The 14,670-nt window shown below is 51.0% G+C and carries 17 protein-coding genes and 1 other RNA gene; 8 read left to right on the top strand and 10 right to left on the bottom strand.

Going from position 1 to position 14,670, the window contains the following annotated elements:
- Positions 1-29: 29 nt before the first annotated feature.
- The 4 genes from smpB (at position 30) to R3E63_02145 (ending at position 1,650) form a co-directional block, all read left to right on the top strand.
- A complete protein-coding gene (gene smpB, locus R3E63_02160) occupies positions 30-503 on the top strand; it encodes an SsrA-binding protein SmpB (protein MEZ5538766.1) in 474 nt (157 codons plus the stop codon).
- A gap of 78 nt (positions 504-581) precedes the next feature.
- Positions 582-887 carry a DUF6516 family protein gene (locus tag R3E63_02155; protein ID MEZ5538765.1) on the top strand — a complete coding sequence of 102 codons (306 nt, stop codon included), beginning with the start codon at positions 582-584 and terminating at the stop codon, positions 885-887.
- Positions 868-1,218 carry a hypothetical protein gene (locus R3E63_02150; GenBank protein MEZ5538764.1) on the top strand — a complete coding sequence of 117 codons (351 nt, stop codon included), beginning with the start codon at positions 868-870 and terminating at the stop codon, positions 1,216-1,218. Before R3E63_02155 ends, R3E63_02150 begins: the two co-directional genes overlap by 20 nt.
- 159 nt (positions 1,219-1,377) lie before the next feature.
- Positions 1,378-1,650: a hypothetical protein gene (locus R3E63_02145; protein MEZ5538763.1), complete on the top strand. Its 273-nt coding sequence runs from the start codon at positions 1,378-1,380 to the stop codon at positions 1,648-1,650.
- A gap of 335 nt (positions 1,651-1,985) precedes the next feature.
- Here the strand turns inward: R3E63_02145 and R3E63_02140 are convergent, their stop codons facing one another.
- The 4 genes from R3E63_02140 to R3E63_02125 all read right to left on the bottom strand — a co-directional run bounded on the left by R3E63_02140 (position 1,986) and on the right by R3E63_02125 (position 5,201).
- A complete protein-coding gene (locus R3E63_02140; GenBank protein ID MEZ5538762.1) occupies positions 1,986-2,504 on the bottom strand; it encodes a cupredoxin family protein in 519 nt (172 codons plus the stop codon).
- Positions 2,505-2,527: 23 nt separating this feature from the next.
- Positions 2,528-3,172, bottom strand: a complete 645-nt coding sequence (locus R3E63_02135) for a copper resistance protein B (protein MEZ5538761.1) — start codon at positions 3,170-3,172, stop codon at positions 2,528-2,530.
- The gene (locus tag R3E63_02130) at positions 3,088-4,749 is read right to left on the bottom strand and encodes a multicopper oxidase domain-containing protein (protein ID MEZ5538760.1); all 1,662 of its coding nucleotides are present in this window, start codon (positions 4,747-4,749) and stop codon (positions 3,088-3,090) included. Before R3E63_02130 ends, R3E63_02135 begins: the two co-directional genes overlap by 85 nt.
- Positions 4,750-4,883: 134 nt before the next feature.
- A complete protein-coding gene (locus tag R3E63_02125) occupies positions 4,884-5,201 on the bottom strand; it encodes a hypothetical protein (GenBank protein ID MEZ5538759.1) in 318 nt (105 codons plus the stop codon).
- A gap of 178 nt (positions 5,202-5,379) precedes the next feature.
- On the opposite strand from R3E63_02125, the gene R3E63_02120 reads away from it, so the two are divergent.
- The gene (locus R3E63_02120; protein MEZ5538758.1) at positions 5,380-6,063 is read left to right on the top strand and encodes a heavy metal response regulator transcription factor; all 684 of its coding nucleotides are present in this window, start codon (positions 5,380-5,382) and stop codon (positions 6,061-6,063) included.
- Positions 6,050-7,411 carry a heavy metal sensor histidine kinase gene (locus R3E63_02115; GenBank protein ID MEZ5538757.1) on the top strand — a complete coding sequence of 454 codons (1,362 nt, stop codon included), beginning with the start codon at positions 6,050-6,052 and terminating at the stop codon, positions 7,409-7,411. The genes R3E63_02120 and R3E63_02115 overlap by 14 nt, the downstream gene beginning before the upstream one ends.
- 7 nt (positions 7,412-7,418) lie before the next feature.
- Here R3E63_02115 and R3E63_02110 read toward each other — a convergent pair whose 3' ends face one another.
- The 4 genes from R3E63_02110 to R3E63_02095 are packed head-to-tail and all read right to left on the bottom strand — an operon-like array spanning position 7,419 to position 11,539.
- Positions 7,419-9,308, bottom strand: coding sequence for an ATP-binding cassette domain-containing protein (locus R3E63_02110; protein MEZ5538756.1), 1,890 nt, complete (start codon positions 9,306-9,308; stop codon positions 7,419-7,421).
- 3 nt (positions 9,309-9,311) lie between these two features.
- Positions 9,312-10,292, bottom strand: coding sequence for a glycosyltransferase family 2 protein (locus tag R3E63_02105; GenBank protein ID MEZ5538755.1), 981 nt, complete (start codon positions 10,290-10,292; stop codon positions 9,312-9,314).
- Positions 10,289-11,014 (bottom strand): class I SAM-dependent methyltransferase, encoded by a 726-nt coding sequence (locus tag R3E63_02100; protein ID MEZ5538754.1) that lies wholly within the window; start codon positions 11,012-11,014, stop codon positions 10,289-10,291. The genes R3E63_02105 and R3E63_02100 overlap by 4 nt, the downstream gene beginning before the upstream one ends.
- A gap of 18 nt (positions 11,015-11,032) precedes the next feature.
- Positions 11,033-11,539 (bottom strand): DUF2505 domain-containing protein, encoded by a 507-nt coding sequence (locus tag R3E63_02095; protein ID MEZ5538753.1) that lies wholly within the window; start codon positions 11,537-11,539, stop codon positions 11,033-11,035.
- Between the two features lie 74 nt (positions 11,540-11,613).
- Here R3E63_02095 and ilvA point away from each other — a divergent pair, with 74 nt between their 5' ends.
- Positions 11,614-13,149 (top strand): threonine ammonia-lyase, biosynthetic, encoded by a 1,536-nt coding sequence (ilvA, locus tag R3E63_02090; protein MEZ5538752.1) that lies wholly within the window; start codon positions 11,614-11,616, stop codon positions 13,147-13,149.
- A gap of 38 nt (positions 13,150-13,187) precedes the next feature.
- Here ilvA and ssrS read toward each other — a convergent pair.
- A non-coding RNA gene (ssrS, locus tag R3E63_02085) (6S RNA) lies at positions 13,188-13,368 on the bottom strand.
- Positions 13,369-13,432: 64 nt separating this feature from the next.
- Between ssrS and R3E63_02080 the strand changes: the two genes are divergently transcribed.
- Entirely contained in the window at positions 13,433-14,050 is a 618-nt protein-coding gene (locus tag R3E63_02080; GenBank protein ID MEZ5538751.1) for a tetratricopeptide repeat protein, read from the top strand.
- Here R3E63_02080 and sodC read toward each other — a convergent pair.
- Positions 14,047-14,559, bottom strand: coding sequence for a superoxide dismutase [Cu-Zn] SodC (gene sodC, locus R3E63_02075; GenBank protein ID MEZ5538750.1), 513 nt, complete (start codon positions 14,557-14,559; stop codon positions 14,047-14,049). The genes R3E63_02080 and sodC overlap by 4 nt on opposite strands.
- Positions 14,560-14,670: the final 111 nt, after the last annotated feature.

Genomic DNA, 14,670 nt, shown 5'->3' with positions numbered 1-14,670 from the left:
GCGCCGCAGCCTGCACCTATAATGCCGCCATGAAAAAAGCCAATAGCAAAGAAAACGGTGGCACCATCGCGCTCAATAAAAAAGCGCGCCACGACTACTTCATTCAAGATCGCTTTGAAGCTGGCATTGCGTTGCAGGGCTGGGAAGTGAAAAGCCTGCGTGCGGGCAAATGTCAGCTGGTGGATTCTTATGTGTTACTAAAAGATGGCGAGGCTTTTTTGCTCGGTGCGCATATTTCTCCGCTGCAAAGCGTATCAACGCATTTTGTTACCGATCCAGCGCGCACACGCAAATTGTTACTAAAAGATCGCGAACTCGCCACGCTTTTTGCCGCTGTGCAACAAAAAGGCTACACCTGCGTCTGCACCGCTATGTATTGGAAACGCCATTTGGTGAAATGCGAAATTGCACTCGCCAAAGGCAAGGCGGAACACGACAAACGCGAAGTACAAAAAGAGAAAGATTGGCAGCGCGAGAAACAGCGCTTGATGGCGGCGCAGTAAAAGCCCACCGCCTTGCTCGATATACACAGGGATAGTTAAAGCCGTTGTCTTATTGACAACACACAGGGATGTTGTAGCATGAACAACACAAAGGCACTGCCGCTATTTAATGAGCGGATACGCTATTTCGAGACTGCTTTCGCGCAAATCGTTGTGTGGCAAATATCGCAGCCGTTGCGCGGCAGCCAGCACCGCTATAAGTATCGGCTCGCTTATGTGGTGAACGAGGTCTGCGTGTTGCGTTACGACAACGAAAGCGGCAAAGGCGATCACCGCCATTACGGCGAGACAGAAACGGATTATGTGTTTACAGAGTTGGCGCAACTATTGACCGACTTTGCAGCAGACATAGCGAGGTGGAATCATGAAAACAATCTTGTTTGAAGTTGCTGCGCCAACCACAGCGATGAACAACCTCATTCGCGCCGCCAAATCCAGCACGGCACAACGTCAAGCGCGCATTACTTTTCCTTCGGCAGCAGATATGGCGCGCATCCTCACGCCAACACGCTGGACGCTCGTGGAAGCACTGACCGGTACCGAACCACTTGGTGTGCGCGAATTGGCAAGACGCACAGAGCGCGATGTAAAAGGCGTACACACAGATGCCAATGCACTGGTAGCCGCCGGTATTATTGATCGCACCGGCGATGGCAAATATTCATTTCCCTTTGGAAAAGTAAAAGTGCGATTTGAATTGCATGCTGCTGCTTGAAATTGTCATGGCGGGCATGCAGAAAACAGTTTGTCGTCTAGATTTAGTTAGGTTTCACAGAAAATACGGAGTCACATCTATGAGAAAAGACATTTATTTGCCAAGAATCGCTGTAAAACAAGGCAAAAGTTGCTGCGAATTAACTTGGGATTACCAAGAATGCGAAGCAAGCACTGTTTCTTTGAGAAAGAAGAATATTTAAACGGCTATATACGCGGCGCAATCGCTGCATTAAAAAATGAGAACGCCGAAGTCGTATGCGCATCATGCTTAACGGGAACAATTCGTAATCTGTCCCAGGATGTAGCAGTAAAACTAGAAAAAATTATTAAAGAGCTCCTGCATGGTTTTGTAAAAAAAGAGCATGACAGAATAGAAACATATAGCAATCTTCCGTATGTAAAAATACAGCGTGAGCGTAGTGAAACTTAACAAGTCGCTCAAAGACGTTCGCTGCGCTCACTGGACTCGCGCGGCGACGCCACTCTCCATTTAGCTCTGCGTTAGGCACTAAGGAAACACATGATCAGCGCAAAAACTATTATCAGCATAGTCACATTCATTATCGTGATGACTATGGCACTAATTTCCAAATGGCACGCAAATGGATGAAATTGAAAAATCAAATGAAATTCTCAGAAAAATAAGTGCCAAATTAGACAACATGAATTCAAAGGATTAAAGCGAATCCGTTTCTTTGAACAGCAACCCCTCCAGCATGCGCGAGGTGAACTGGCGGCGCAGTAAAAACCCGCCGCCCTGTTTAATTATTTTTCCGCCACATGAATGTCGCCCTTCATGCCCGCTTCGCGGTGGCCAGGCATGAGACAGACAAACTGGAAGTCTCCCCCCAAATCAAAGTTCCAAATGATTTCTCCGTTTTGATCGGGTTGCAGTCGAATCATATTGGCATCGTGATGCTGCATATTGGGCATCTGTTTCATCATGTCTGCGTGTTCTTGAATTTCATCTGCTGTGCCCAATACCATTTCATGTGGCACTTTGCCGGTATTTTTTAGTTTGAAACGAATGACTTCGCCCTGCTTGATCGCAATTTTTTCCGGCTGAAAGCGCATGTCATCTCCCATGCTGATTTCAATCGTGCGCGTAACGGCAGCGGCTTTTCCCGGTTTGCCAAAATCTGTTGCCTCGGCTGCTGCATCGCTGTGGTTACCATCAGCAAAGACAACAACAGGGCTCATCGCCAAAGTCGCCGCCAGCACAGATATACCTACACGAGACAGAGAATAGTTTTTCAGTTTTTTTGCAGGTTGATACATTTTCATCTTGGTTCTCCGGTTAATAACATTCAAAACAACCAGCGGATACCCGCCGTGATACTGCTACCGCGATTGTCTTCGCCGCGTGCTGCGGTGTAATCAGCCGTCTCGCCAAATTGACGGCCGTAACTCACATCCAGATATGGCGCAAACTTACGCGTGATTTCATAGCGCAACTGCAAGCCCAGCGTTGCATCAGACAAACCCGAGCCGACCTCTAATTTTTTTATCGCTTGCGCATAGGCGTTTACTTCGATATACGGTTGGATAATCAGTTTTTGTGTCAATAAAAAATCATTTTCTTCGCGCAAGCGAAACCCCACATCGCCGTCGTGGGTGACAAAGGCATGGGCTTGTGTTTCAAAAAAATAGGGAGCCAGACCTGTCACGCCCACTACAAAATACGATTGCTCGTGTGGGCGATTGTCATAACGCACACCCGCTTGCACATCCCAAAAGTCTGTTGCGTTATAGCTATACAGCGCCCAGATTTCACTGCGCTCTGTTTTTTGATCGACGATTTCACCTTCGCTTTTTAGCCACAACTTATGCGTGTCACCACCGATCCAACCATCCACGTCCCAGTTGGCTACTGCTTCATTCTGGCTGTTCTCTCCTGCATCCACTTCCAAACGCAAGGCATGAAAAGTGCTGTCTTCCTCGGCCAGCACCACAGAAGAAAACCAACAGCCAAACGCACAGGCGACAAGCATTTTTTTAATGTGCATGCATGCCACCTTTTGGCTGCGCGTTTTGTGATCGCTGGCATTGCAGCGGCATCCAATTTGGCGACCACCACTTTGCTCATCATGCCGGCGTTCATGTGAAATAAAAGATGGCAGTGAAATGCCCACTCGCCTACTTCATCGGCGGTCAACAATACGGAGTACGACTTCCCTGGCGGCACAATGACAACTGTTTTGTCTGGTAATTTATTCGCTGGCTGTTGGTTATCCAGTTGCACAAACATGCCGTGTAAATGCATGGGGTGCGCCATCATGGTTTCGTTCACGAACGTCAGTTTCACGCGCTCGCCATAACGCAGAGCAAGAGGGTCGGCATCCATCATGGTTTTGCCGTTCATGGTCCAAATGTAGCGCTCCATATTGCCGCCCAATGTCACCACAATTTCGCGCTCCGCAGGGCGTGTGTCTTGTTGCTCGCCCAGAAAACGCAAGTCGCTGTACGACAACACTTTATCGCCGCGCGGCGCACCCGTTTTTGACCAACCGCTGCGCATTTGTTCGCGCATATCTTGCATATCTGCTTTTGTCATCGTGTTGTGATCCATGCCGCTCATATCCATCGAACCCATACCCATACCCATATCCGCCATCGTCAACAAGGCGCGCGCACGCTGCACAGGCGCAATGCCTTTCATGCCTGCGCGCGGTGCCAATGTGCCGATCGCAAAGCCACTGCGATCTATTGGCTCCGCCACGATGGTGTAGGCTTTGGCTTCTTTCGGCGTCACCAGAATGTCGTACGTTTCTGCCACACCAAAACGAAATTCATCCACCGGCACCGGCTCCACACTGCGCCCATCTGCTTGCACCACCGTCATCTTCAAACGCTTTTTTTCGCTGTCGAGTATGCGCACATCGTAAAAAGACATGGACGATGCGTTAATCATGTGCAAACGCACGGTTTCGCCCAACTGGAAAGTTTGTGTCCAATTTTGCTGCGGCGTTTTGCCGTTGATTAAAAACGTGTAGCCACTGACATCGGTTAAATCGGTGGGCGACATCCGCATCGCGCTCCAATCGCGTGCATGTTGCCACGCCAGCGCCCAGCCTTTATTGCGCACATCCACAAAAAAATCGCCGACGGTTCGCCGCGCAGTGTTGTAGTAATCGGATGACATTTTTAAGTTAGCCATAATATCGTCGGCTGTTTCTGCACTGAAATCAGAAAACATCACCACGGCATCGCGATCCGATTTGATGGCATCCACACCTTTAGGACGAATAATTAACGCGCCGTACAAGCCATCTTGTTCTTGACCAGCGGTGTGCGAGTGATACCAGTATGTGCCGCTTTGTCGCACCGTAAATCGATAGGTGAATGTTTCGCCCGGTGCAATGCCTGGGTAGGCATTAAAATCTTTTACACCGTCCATCAACCCCGGCACTAAAATGCCGTGCCAATGCACCGATGAAGGCTCGCTCATGATTGGTGACATGCACCACCACTTGCTCTCCTTCTGTCCAATATACAACGTAGGCGCAGGAAACACATGATTGACCGTAATCCCCGCTCCATGGGTTTACCGGTAATGTTGATGGTTTCCCTTGCGTATATCCAATTGGTATTCGGCTGCATTGACTGGCTGCGCAACCAGAAACAATCCATTCAGACAAAAAATAACTCGCAAAACAGACTTAATCATCGCGCGCTTAACTCAACCGTATCTGTTTCACGCACATCGCCAGAAATGACTTCAACATCTGAGTAGTGATCGTCAACGATACTGGCAATTTTTACTTTGCCCACTGTGATCCGCTCAAAAGTTTTTGCACGGCGCATGCCGCCAGCAGTGCGCGGTTTGTGCCGCACAACCTCTAACACTTGTCCCACGGCTGCGTTATCGTTTTTCCCTATACAAATCACACCGACATTTCCTTCTAGCGATAAAATTTGTCCGCGCATAATGGTGTTGTGGTACACACTAGGCGCTGGTGTTGTTATTGCACATGCCGACAACAGAAATACCGACAGACCCAGCAATGTTCTTGCCGTGTATTGCTTTAGACCATGCAGGGAGTGGTGTATGGTGACACATGGTGTTACCTCTGCTGTTGCTTGATGATAGGCCTATAGTGCGCTCCTATCGCCAACAACAAGATGACGCGAAAATGACAATTTTGTAATCTGAGCAGCCATGAAGATTTTGTTGATTGAAGACGAAGCCAAAACGGGCAACTACCTCAAGCAGGGCTTAACAGAAGCCGGTTATCTCACCGATTGGGTGCAGGACGGTCTGACCGGCATGAGCTGTGCGTTGCAAGACGATTACGCGCTGGTGATTTTGGATGTCGCACTGCCCAGCTTTGATGGCTGGCAAGTGTTATCCGCCATCCGCCAAGCGGGGAAAACGCTGCCGGTGTTGTTTTTAACCGCGCGCGACCACGTGGAAGATCGCATCAAAGGCTTGGATTTAGGTGCCGATGATTACCTCGTCAAACCTTTTGCTTTTGCGGAATTACTGGCCAGAATTCGCACGCTGCTGCGGCGCGGCAAACAGCTCGAGGAAGACACCTTGCACATTGCAGATTTGTCGCTGGACTTGCGCCGTCGTCGCGCCACGCGCGCCGAGCAACGCATCGATTTAACTGCCAAAGAATTCGCGCTGCTGGAATTACTGATGCGCCGCAGCGGTGAAATTTTGCCGCGCTCATTGATTGCCTCTCAAGTGTGGGACATGAACTTCGACAGCGACACCAATGTGGTGGAAGTTGCTATCAAACGTCTGCGCAACAAAGTCGATGCCGGATTTGAGCAACCGTTAATTCACACCGTGCGCGGCATGGGCTATGTGATGGAAATAGCGCATGCGTCTTCGTGATGGCTTGAGCGCCACCCGCTCGATTGTTTTTCGCATTTCACTGCTATTCGCGCTGTTGACGGCTGCTGTTCTCACTGCCATGGGTGTCATGATACGCGTCGCTGTCGATCGCCATTTCACGCAAATGGACGAGATGCAAATGGCAGGCAAATTGGAGTTGATTCAGCAAACGCTGGCGGAAGTCCATCCACACAGCGATGAACAAAAAATTAAGCGCGAATTGGATCGCGCCCTGATTGGCCATCATGATCTGCTGGTGCGCATTGACACGCCTGACGATCAACTCTGGTATCAATCCGGTCACGCCGTTATTCCACAACACCAGCGCAACGCACGCACATGGGAGACCGATGGCACACCCTATCGCGGCATCTCGGCCACTTCAGCAGCGGGCTACAAAATGACTGTCGGGATTGACATCAGTCACCACCAACAATTTTTGCGCTCTTTTGAACGCGAATTGCTCGCCATTGGTTTGGGCGGCTTGAGCGCCATGGCCGTACTCGGCGTACTGATTGCGCGGCGCGGTTTAGCGCCGCTGCAAACGATGACCGAACTCGTCACGCACAGCTCGGCGCAACAATTGGATCACCGTTTACAGCCAGACGATATGCCCGTGGAATTGCGCGCATTGGCAACCGCTTTCAATGATTTGCTGAATCGCATCGGCGACTCGTTGATGCGGCTGTCAGAATTTTCCGCCGATCTCGCACACGAACTGCGCACACCGATCAACAATTTGATGATCCAAACACAAGTGTCGCTGACCAAAGAGCGCAGCGCGGCGGATTACAAAGAAATTCTCTACACCAATTACGAAGAATACGAGCGCTTGGCGCGCATGATTAGTGACATGCTGTTTCTCGCCAAAGCCGATCACGGCCTCATTATTCCTAGCAGAGCATCCATTGCCTTAGGAAAAGACATTCGCGCCTTGTGTGATTTTTATGGTGTGCTGGCCGATGAAAAAAATATCCAGCTCTGCGTAACAGGTGAGGCAACCTGTATGGGTGATGCTTTAATGCTGCGCCGTGCGTTTGGCAATTTATTGAGTAATGCTATTCAACATGCAACCGCACACTCATCCATACACATTGTGATTCACACTGAGGCGTGCGCCGTTCACGTTGCGATTAGCAATCAAGGGGAAACCATTTCACCCGAACATCTGCCGCGCTTGTTTAACCGCTTCTATCGCGCCGATGCAGTGCGCTCATCACCGAGTGATGGCATGGGCTTGGGTCTGGCTATCACACAATCCATTATTGCTGCGCACAAAGGCAAGATTAGCGTCGAATCTTCAACCGGCAACACCACGTTTACCGTTGTACTGCCTGTAGTTATCTAAGTGCTCTCTAAGCGCTCTCCAACTCCGTCCAGCGCGTATAGCAAGCATCCAATTCCGTCTGTTTTTTTGCCAACGCTTCCAGCACGGTATTAGTTTGCTGCTGCGTTTGCGTGTAGAAAGCCGGTTCTTGCATCTGCGCCGTCAGCGCGGCGATGTCACTTTCCAGCGTTTCAATTTTTGTCGGCAGTTCTTGTAACTCGCGCTGCAATTTATACGACAACTTACTGACCGCTGATTTTTCTGGCGCAACAACCGATGACACAGCTTTTTGCTGTGCCGCTACGGGCTGTGTGGATTTTTTTGCAGTGTTGGCTACCGCTGCCTGCCAATCACTGTAGCCGCCGACGTATTCGTTGATGACTCCATCGCCTTCAAATACCAAGGTGCTGGTGACGACGTTATCGACAAAGCTGCGATCGTGACTGACCAACAACACCGTGCCATCAAAATCGCACAGCAATTCTTCCAACAACTCTAGTGTTTCTAAATCCAAATCGTTAGTCGGCTCATCCAACACCAACAAATTTGCGGGTTGGCTGAATAACTTCGCCAAAATCAAACGGTTTTGTTCGCCACCCGACAAACGCCACACTGGCGTGCGCAAACGCGCCGCTTCAAATAAAAAGTTATTCAGATAACTGATGACATGCAATGACTTGCCATTGATGTCGATAAAATCGCGTCCACCGCCGACATTGTCCACCGCCGTGGCTTGCAAATCTAAAGTGGCGCGCAATTGATCGAAATACGCTACTTGCAGTTTTGTGCCGCGTTTAATGTCACCTGCTGTAGGTGACAACTCGCCGAGAATTAATTTCAGCAGCGTGCTTTTGCCGCTGCCATTCGGGCCGATCAAACCGATGCGATCACCGCGCATCACCGAGACAGACAAATCTTTGATGATGTCGCGCTCGCTCACCGAAAAACTGACGCGATCCAACTCCGCAATCAACTTGCCCGACTGCGCCGCTTGATCGAGCTGCATACGCGCAGAGCCGGTTTGTTCACGCCGCGCTGCGCGTTGTTCACGCATTTTTTCCAACGCGCGCACTCGACCTTCGTTGCGCGTGCGCCGCGCTTTAACACCCGTGCGTATCCAACGCTCTTCTTCGGCAAGCTTTTTATCGAACTCGCTATTGGTTTTTTCTTCGGAAGCTAAACGCTGTTCGCGGTAGTCGAGAAAGCCACGATAATCTCCGCGCCAAACAAACACTTGCCCGCGATCCACTTCCCAAATTTGCGTAGCGGTTTTTTGCAAAAAACTGCGATCGTGCGTCACCAAAATTACCGCGCCCGGAAAGTTGCTGATCTCTTGTTCCAGCCAAGTAATCGCTTCGATATCGAGATGGTTGGTCGGTTCATCCAATAACAAAATATCCGGCTGTTGGACCAGTGCGCGCGCTAAAGCTGCGCGACGACGCCACCCGCCCGATAAACTGGACAATGCTGCATCCGCCGGCAACTGTAAGCGCGTCAACACACTGTCCACGCGCTGTTGCAATCGCCAACCGTCAGCGGCTTCTAACGCGGTTTGCACTTGTTGCAAACGCGCCAACACGGCGGCATCCGATAAATCTTCGGTCAATAAATGATGGTATTGCGATAAATATTCGCCCGCTTCTTGCAAGCCGCTCGCCACCCAGTCATACACTGTTTGTTCCGTTGCGTCCGGCAATTCTTGCAATAACTCTGCAACACATAAACCGGCGGTGCGCCACACTTGGCCGCTATCGGGTTGTTGGCGATTGGCAATCATGCGCAGCAATGACGATTTACCCGCACCGTTGCGTCCCAACAAACCGATGCGATCACCGGCGGCAATATTGACACTGACTTGATCGAACAGCACATGCGTGCCGAAAGCCAGTTCGACTTTTTCTAAGCGTAAAAGAGACATGATTTATGCGCCGTGTTTGGCCTTGGCGTTGCGCTCTATATCGCGCACCACGAATTGCGGTTTTTTATTGATGGTGAGAAACATACGGCCGAGGTATTCACCGATCACACCGAGCATCATCAACTGCACGCCGGTTAATGTCAGTACACCCGCCATCATCGAAGCCCAACCGCGCGGCACATCCGCAAACATCGCTTCGATCAAAATAACCAGCAGACCCAACAAACCCGCACCAGACAACAACACACCAATCAGCGTTCCAATGCGTAAAGGTACGACAGAAAAGTTGAGCAGCATGGACAAAAATAAACGCATTAAACGCGTCAAAGTATAGTTACTTTCACCATTGGCGCGCGGTAAATGTTGCACTGCCAGCGTACCGACATTGCGTGTGATTTGAAAAATTAAACCGTCTACATACGGGAAAGGGCCATGGTGTTCGACAATTTTTTGCGCGAGAAATGCGCTCACGCAGCGAAAGCTGGAGAGGTATAAACCCTTTGGCTTATCGATTACCCAATCGGCACACCAGTTAGTTAACTTGCTGCCGAGATTGCGCCAACTCTCGTGCTGCTTTTCTTCATAAAAAGTGTACACAGCATCATATTGATGCGTATGTGCGTGCCGCCATAAATTAACGACTTCTTCCGGTGGATTTTGCAAATCATCATCCATATTGATGATGTATTCACCGCGCGCATGCGTGTAGCCCGCCATCACTGCATTGTGTTCGCCAAAATTTCGGGAGAGATTCACAACCGTCAATGCCACAGCATTTTTTTGGCAAAGCTCGCGACACACGGCAAGTGAATTGTCTGGGCTGCCATCATTGACCAGCACAATTTCCAAACCGCCTTCCACTTCTAATTTTGCCAGCGCATCCACCAACACACCAATGGAGCTCGCGCCGTTATACACAGGCACAACAATAGACAACGCAAAATCAAACACGGTTTTCTCGCCGCTGATTTCTGTGTAACTCACCGTTTTCTCCCGTGTATCCAAGCGGAGCCGCCAAACGGCAGACGCAAGCGCCAACGGCGTTCGCTATCAAGAATTTTATAGAACAAATTATTTTGCCACGCAGGTATGGGCGCTACATCGCTTTCGGTTTTATTTTTTCCAACTGTCATGCGGTGCAAAACCATCAAGGGAAACAACAAACTGTTCCAATAACCTGCATCGACCACTTCAAAACCGTTTTCATGCAATAACTGGCGCAGTCTTGTTGTGGTGTAACGACGATCGGCGTGCACATGCACATCGTGTGCCGAAGTCATCCATTGATAAGCCGCCACATTCAACAACAAATGCCCGCCGGATTGCAGGCAGCGATGACACTCGCGCAGCATCGCCGCTTCATCAACATTGCGATGACAGATCACATCCTGCGAAAAAATCGCAGCAAATTCACCATCGGCATAAGGCATCGCGTTCACGCTGCCGCGCACAATCGGCAAGCTGGTTTTTTTCTCCGCCATCGCGGCGGCATCGCTGTGCCATTCCAAACCAGCGTAGGTATATTGCGATGCAATTTTTTGCCAATGCGCCAACACGCCGCCAGTGCCGCAACCCGCATCCAATACTTTGTCTTGCGCGGGTAAATTTAATTGCAGCAAGCGTTCAGCAATGACTGCATGTAAACCGCGATACCACCAGAACTCTTGTTCCAGTGCATCCATTAACTGGTATTCGACTAATTCCACGAGCGTTGAATCCTTATTTCATTTACTGCTAAGTTTTTTCTTCAACCAGTTAATTTCTTGCTCCAAACCATTCGCTGTTTGCGAAATAATAAACTCCTCCACTTTTTTACCCACCAAGGGAATGCTCGCCTTGCATTGATAGTCGATGCTGTAATCACAGCCGCCATCGGCATTGGGCTTCAATTTAAAGCGTGCGGACAACACCACGGGCTGCCCGACTACATCCACGCTATAGCTTCCCATGTGCGTACTGCCCACGGTCTCCCACAACTCTTTCATGTTGAGCGTATTTTCGGCGTTAAACATTGCCGCCAGCACTTTAGGTAAATCGCGTTTTACCGTGCGCGTCAGGTTCACACTGGTTTTGCGACCCTGTTCTTCTACCTCACAACTAATATTTTTCTCACCCAAATCCGCACAGCGCTGTTGCAGCCATTCGGCATTGGTCATGGCGGCAAAAACTTCGTCGGCATCCTGCTCAAAATGATGGGTAATCGTCACTGCCTGCTCCTTTGTGTAATACATGGGATGAATCAAAATACTAAACGATGACAGTCACTACAAGTCATTGCTTTCCTTGCATCGCAGCGACCGATACCATGCACGCACTGGAGGAACCCATGCCACACACCTATATCAAGCGCATTCTCAACGCGCGCGTCTACGATGTTGCACAAGAAACCCCGCTAGACCCCATGCGCTCACTCTCCACACGCAGTGGCAACCAGATTCTATTGAAGCGTGAAGATTTGCAGCCAGTTTTTTCGTTCAAGTTGCGCGGCGCGTACAACAAAATGTGCCAGCTGTCGGATGAAGCGCTGGCGCGTGGCGTAGTAACCGCTTCTGCTGGCAATCACGCACAGGGCGTGGCACTGGCTGCGGCGCGCATGAATGTCAAAGCCTTCATTGTGATGCCGCGCACCACGCCAGCGATCAAAGTGGAAGCGGTGAAAGCGCGCGGTGCCAAAGTGATTTTGCACGGCGATACCTACGACGAAGCTTCCGCGCACGCACAGCAGTTGATGCAAGAAAAAGGCATGACTTATGTGCACCCGTACGACGATCCCGATGTGATCGCAGGGCAGGGCACCGTGGGCATGGAAATTTTGCGCCAGCATCCCGACAACTTGCACGCGGTTTTCATTCCTGTCGGCGGTGGTGGTTTGTGCGCAGGTGTTGCGGCTTACATCAAATTTGTGCGCCCCGATGTCAAAATTTTTGCGGTAGAAGCCGAGGAATCCGCTTGCCTCGCCGCTGCCATGCAGCAGAAAAAACGCGTCAAACTGCCGCAAGTGGGCTTGTTTGCCGATGGCACAGCGGTTGCGCAAATCGGCGAAGAAACTTTTCGCGTGATCAAAAAAACCATCGATGGCGTGATCACGGTCAGCACCGATGAAATCTGCGCGTCTATCAAAGATATTTTTGAAGACACGCGCTCTATCGCCGAACCGTCAGGCGCGTTGGCACTCGCGGGTTTAAAAAAATACGCCGCCGAACAATCACTGCGCGATGAAAATTTGGTGGCGATTAACAGCGGAGCCAATATCAATTTTGATCGCCTGCGTTATATCTCTGAGCGCACCGAAATTGGCGAGCAGCGCGAAGTGGTATTAGCAGTCACCATCCCCGAAAAACCGGGCAGCTTCAAAGCGTTTTGTCGCCTGCTCGGCAAACGCAATATCACGGAATTTAATTATCGTTACGCAGATAAAAAACAGGCGCATATTTTTGTTGGCGTGCAAGTGGCGGCGAACAGTGATGACCGCCGTGAACTGCTACGCGAGCTCGACAGCAACGGCTACATGGCGCTGGATATGACCGACGATGAAATGGCGAAGCTGCATATCCGCCACATGGTCGGCGGTCACGCGCCCACCATTTCTGACGAACGACTGTTCCGTTTTGAATTTCCAGAGCGCCCCGGTGCGCTGATGCACTTCCTCAACAATCTCGGTCAGCACTGGAATATCTCGCTGTTCCACTACCGCAATCACGGCGCGGCCGACGGTCGCGTGCTAGTCGGTTTGCAGGTGCCGCCAGAGGAATACGCACAGTTGGCGCAGTCTTTGAACGCACTGAACTACCCTTGGCAGGAAGAAACAGGCAACGCCGCCTACCAACTATTTCTCGGTTAAGTAATTGAATTTGCAGGGAAATATAAGGGGATAAATAAGAGGAGCCCAAGATGCCGCTGCCGGTGTGGCCTTGAACCCAAGGTTCAAGGTGGCTGTATCAGCATTGCCTTTAGGCTTTCCGTTTAACGGACATGCACACCGGCAGTGAACGAGATACATCCGGATGGTTTTCAATATCGGCTCGAGGACATAACCGACTGGCGCACATCTCAGGACAGGCTCAGTATACGCCTCTTGTACCATGAACAACCCTGACAATTTATCCAGTGATTTTGAGTTTTTCATGCTTACATCAATAAAACGCGCTTTTTTTCCGCCTCTCACCGCCATGCAATGCCATGCGCTTGCACTGTTACTCGCTTGCACGCTGATTATCACGGGCTGCCAAACTGCGCCGCCGCCACCCAGTGCACAAACGCGTTTTATTGCCACCGCACAGCAGGCACAACGCGGTGATGCCAATGCACAATTACAACTCGCGGCGTTTTACAGTCGCGGTGAAGGCGTGGGGAAAAACCATCCTGAATCCGCGCGTTGGCTCACACTCGCCGCACAACAAGGCAAAGCCGCCGCGCAAGGTATTTTGGCGACGATGTATAACGAAGGTGTGGGTGTGCCACAGGATTATTCTCTGGCCGCACACTGGGCGCGATTGGCGGCGATGCAGGGCGACAGCACAGGGCAATCTGTACTCGGTACGCTGTACTTAGAAGGGCGAGGCGTTGCGCGCGATGCACAAGAAGCCTACGCATGGTTTGCTCTCGCTGCCACACAAGGCGATGCTTGGGAAACGCAGCAGCGCGACCGCACCGCCGCCCAGCTCTCCGCCCGCCAATTACAGCAAGCGCAGCACCGCGCGACAGCGCTGTCTCAGCAAATCGCCGCTCGCCAAGCGCACTAACGAATCACGCCGCAAGCAATGCGCGCTGCGCCACCACCCAAAGGCGCAGGGTGATCGGCATGGTTATCTCCACCTGCGTGAATCATCAAGGCGCGACCTTTCAGATCGCTCATCTTCAAGCGCGGCGCCAGCGCCGGCTGTGTCGCAGCACCTTTGGCATCGACAAACAGCGGCGGCAAATCGCCCAAATGCCCATTGCCCCACGGCGTGCCGTGTACACGGCTGTTGGTGGGATCGTAATGTCCGCCCGCCGCACCCGCCGGCACGGATTTACCGTCCTTCATGGCTGGTTCACAACTGGCATTTTCATGCAGATGAAAGCCGTGCAACCCGGGCGCTAAACCTTGCAGGGCAGGTGTGAATACCAGACCGTAGCGTGTTTCTGAAATCACCACCTGCCCAATGCTCGCGCCCACGCCTTTGGCATCCACCATCTGCATCGACACCGTGACATCGGCCCACGCGGCGCTCGCCGACATTGCTAATAAAAACAACAAAGATTTTTTCATGATCGCTCTCTCATGACGGGGCTTACATACTGGCACAAATTGCACACGCGCGCTTCTCGCCTTGCACGAAAGCGTGCTGGCGGTAACACTAGCGCGAATCTCTTTTTATTG

This window comes from Pseudomonadales bacterium, from assembly GCA_041395665.1.
In the GTDB taxonomy this organism is placed as follows: domain Bacteria; phylum Pseudomonadota; class Gammaproteobacteria; order Pseudomonadales; family UBA7239; genus UBA7239.
The sequence above is the reverse complement of the archived record's forward strand: the minus strand, read 5'-3'. Positions and strand labels throughout refer to the sequence as shown.

Excerpts from the sequence above, each read along its gene's own strand:
- R3E63_02095 (MEZ5538753.1), bottom strand. The coding sequence starts at position 11,539 with ATGTATTACACAAAGGAGCAGGCAGTGACGATTACCCATCATTTTGAG.
- R3E63_02120 (MEZ5538758.1), top strand. The coding sequence starts at position 5,380 with ATGAAGATTTTGTTGATTGAAGACGAAGCCAAAACGGGCAACTACCTC.
- R3E63_02110 (MEZ5538756.1), bottom strand. The coding sequence starts at position 9,308 with ATGTCTCTTTTACGCTTAGAAAAAGTCGAACTGGCTTTCGGCACGCAT.
- R3E63_02080 (MEZ5538751.1), top strand. The coding sequence starts at position 13,433 with ATGCTTACATCAATAAAACGCGCTTTTTTTCCGCCTCTCACCGCCATG.
- ilvA (MEZ5538752.1), top strand. The coding sequence starts at position 11,614 with ATGCACGCACTGGAGGAACCCATGCCACACACCTATATCAAGCGCATT.
- R3E63_02150 (MEZ5538764.1), top strand. The coding sequence starts at position 868 with ATGAAAACAATCTTGTTTGAAGTTGCTGCGCCAACCACAGCGATGAAC.
- smpB (MEZ5538766.1), top strand. The coding sequence starts at position 30 with ATGAAAAAAGCCAATAGCAAAGAAAACGGTGGCACCATCGCGCTCAAT.
- R3E63_02140 (MEZ5538762.1), bottom strand. The coding sequence starts at position 2,504 with ATGAAAATGTATCAACCTGCAAAAAAACTGAAAAACTATTCTCTGTCT.
- R3E63_02115 (MEZ5538757.1), top strand. The coding sequence starts at position 6,050 with ATGCGTCTTCGTGATGGCTTGAGCGCCACCCGCTCGATTGTTTTTCGC.
- R3E63_02145 (MEZ5538763.1), top strand. The coding sequence starts at position 1,378 with ATGCGAAGCAAGCACTGTTTCTTTGAGAAAGAAGAATATTTAAACGGC.
- R3E63_02155 (MEZ5538765.1), top strand. The coding sequence starts at position 582 with ATGAACAACACAAAGGCACTGCCGCTATTTAATGAGCGGATACGCTAT.
- sodC (MEZ5538750.1), bottom strand. The coding sequence starts at position 14,559 with ATGAAAAAATCTTTGTTGTTTTTATTAGCAATGTCGGCGAGCGCCGCG.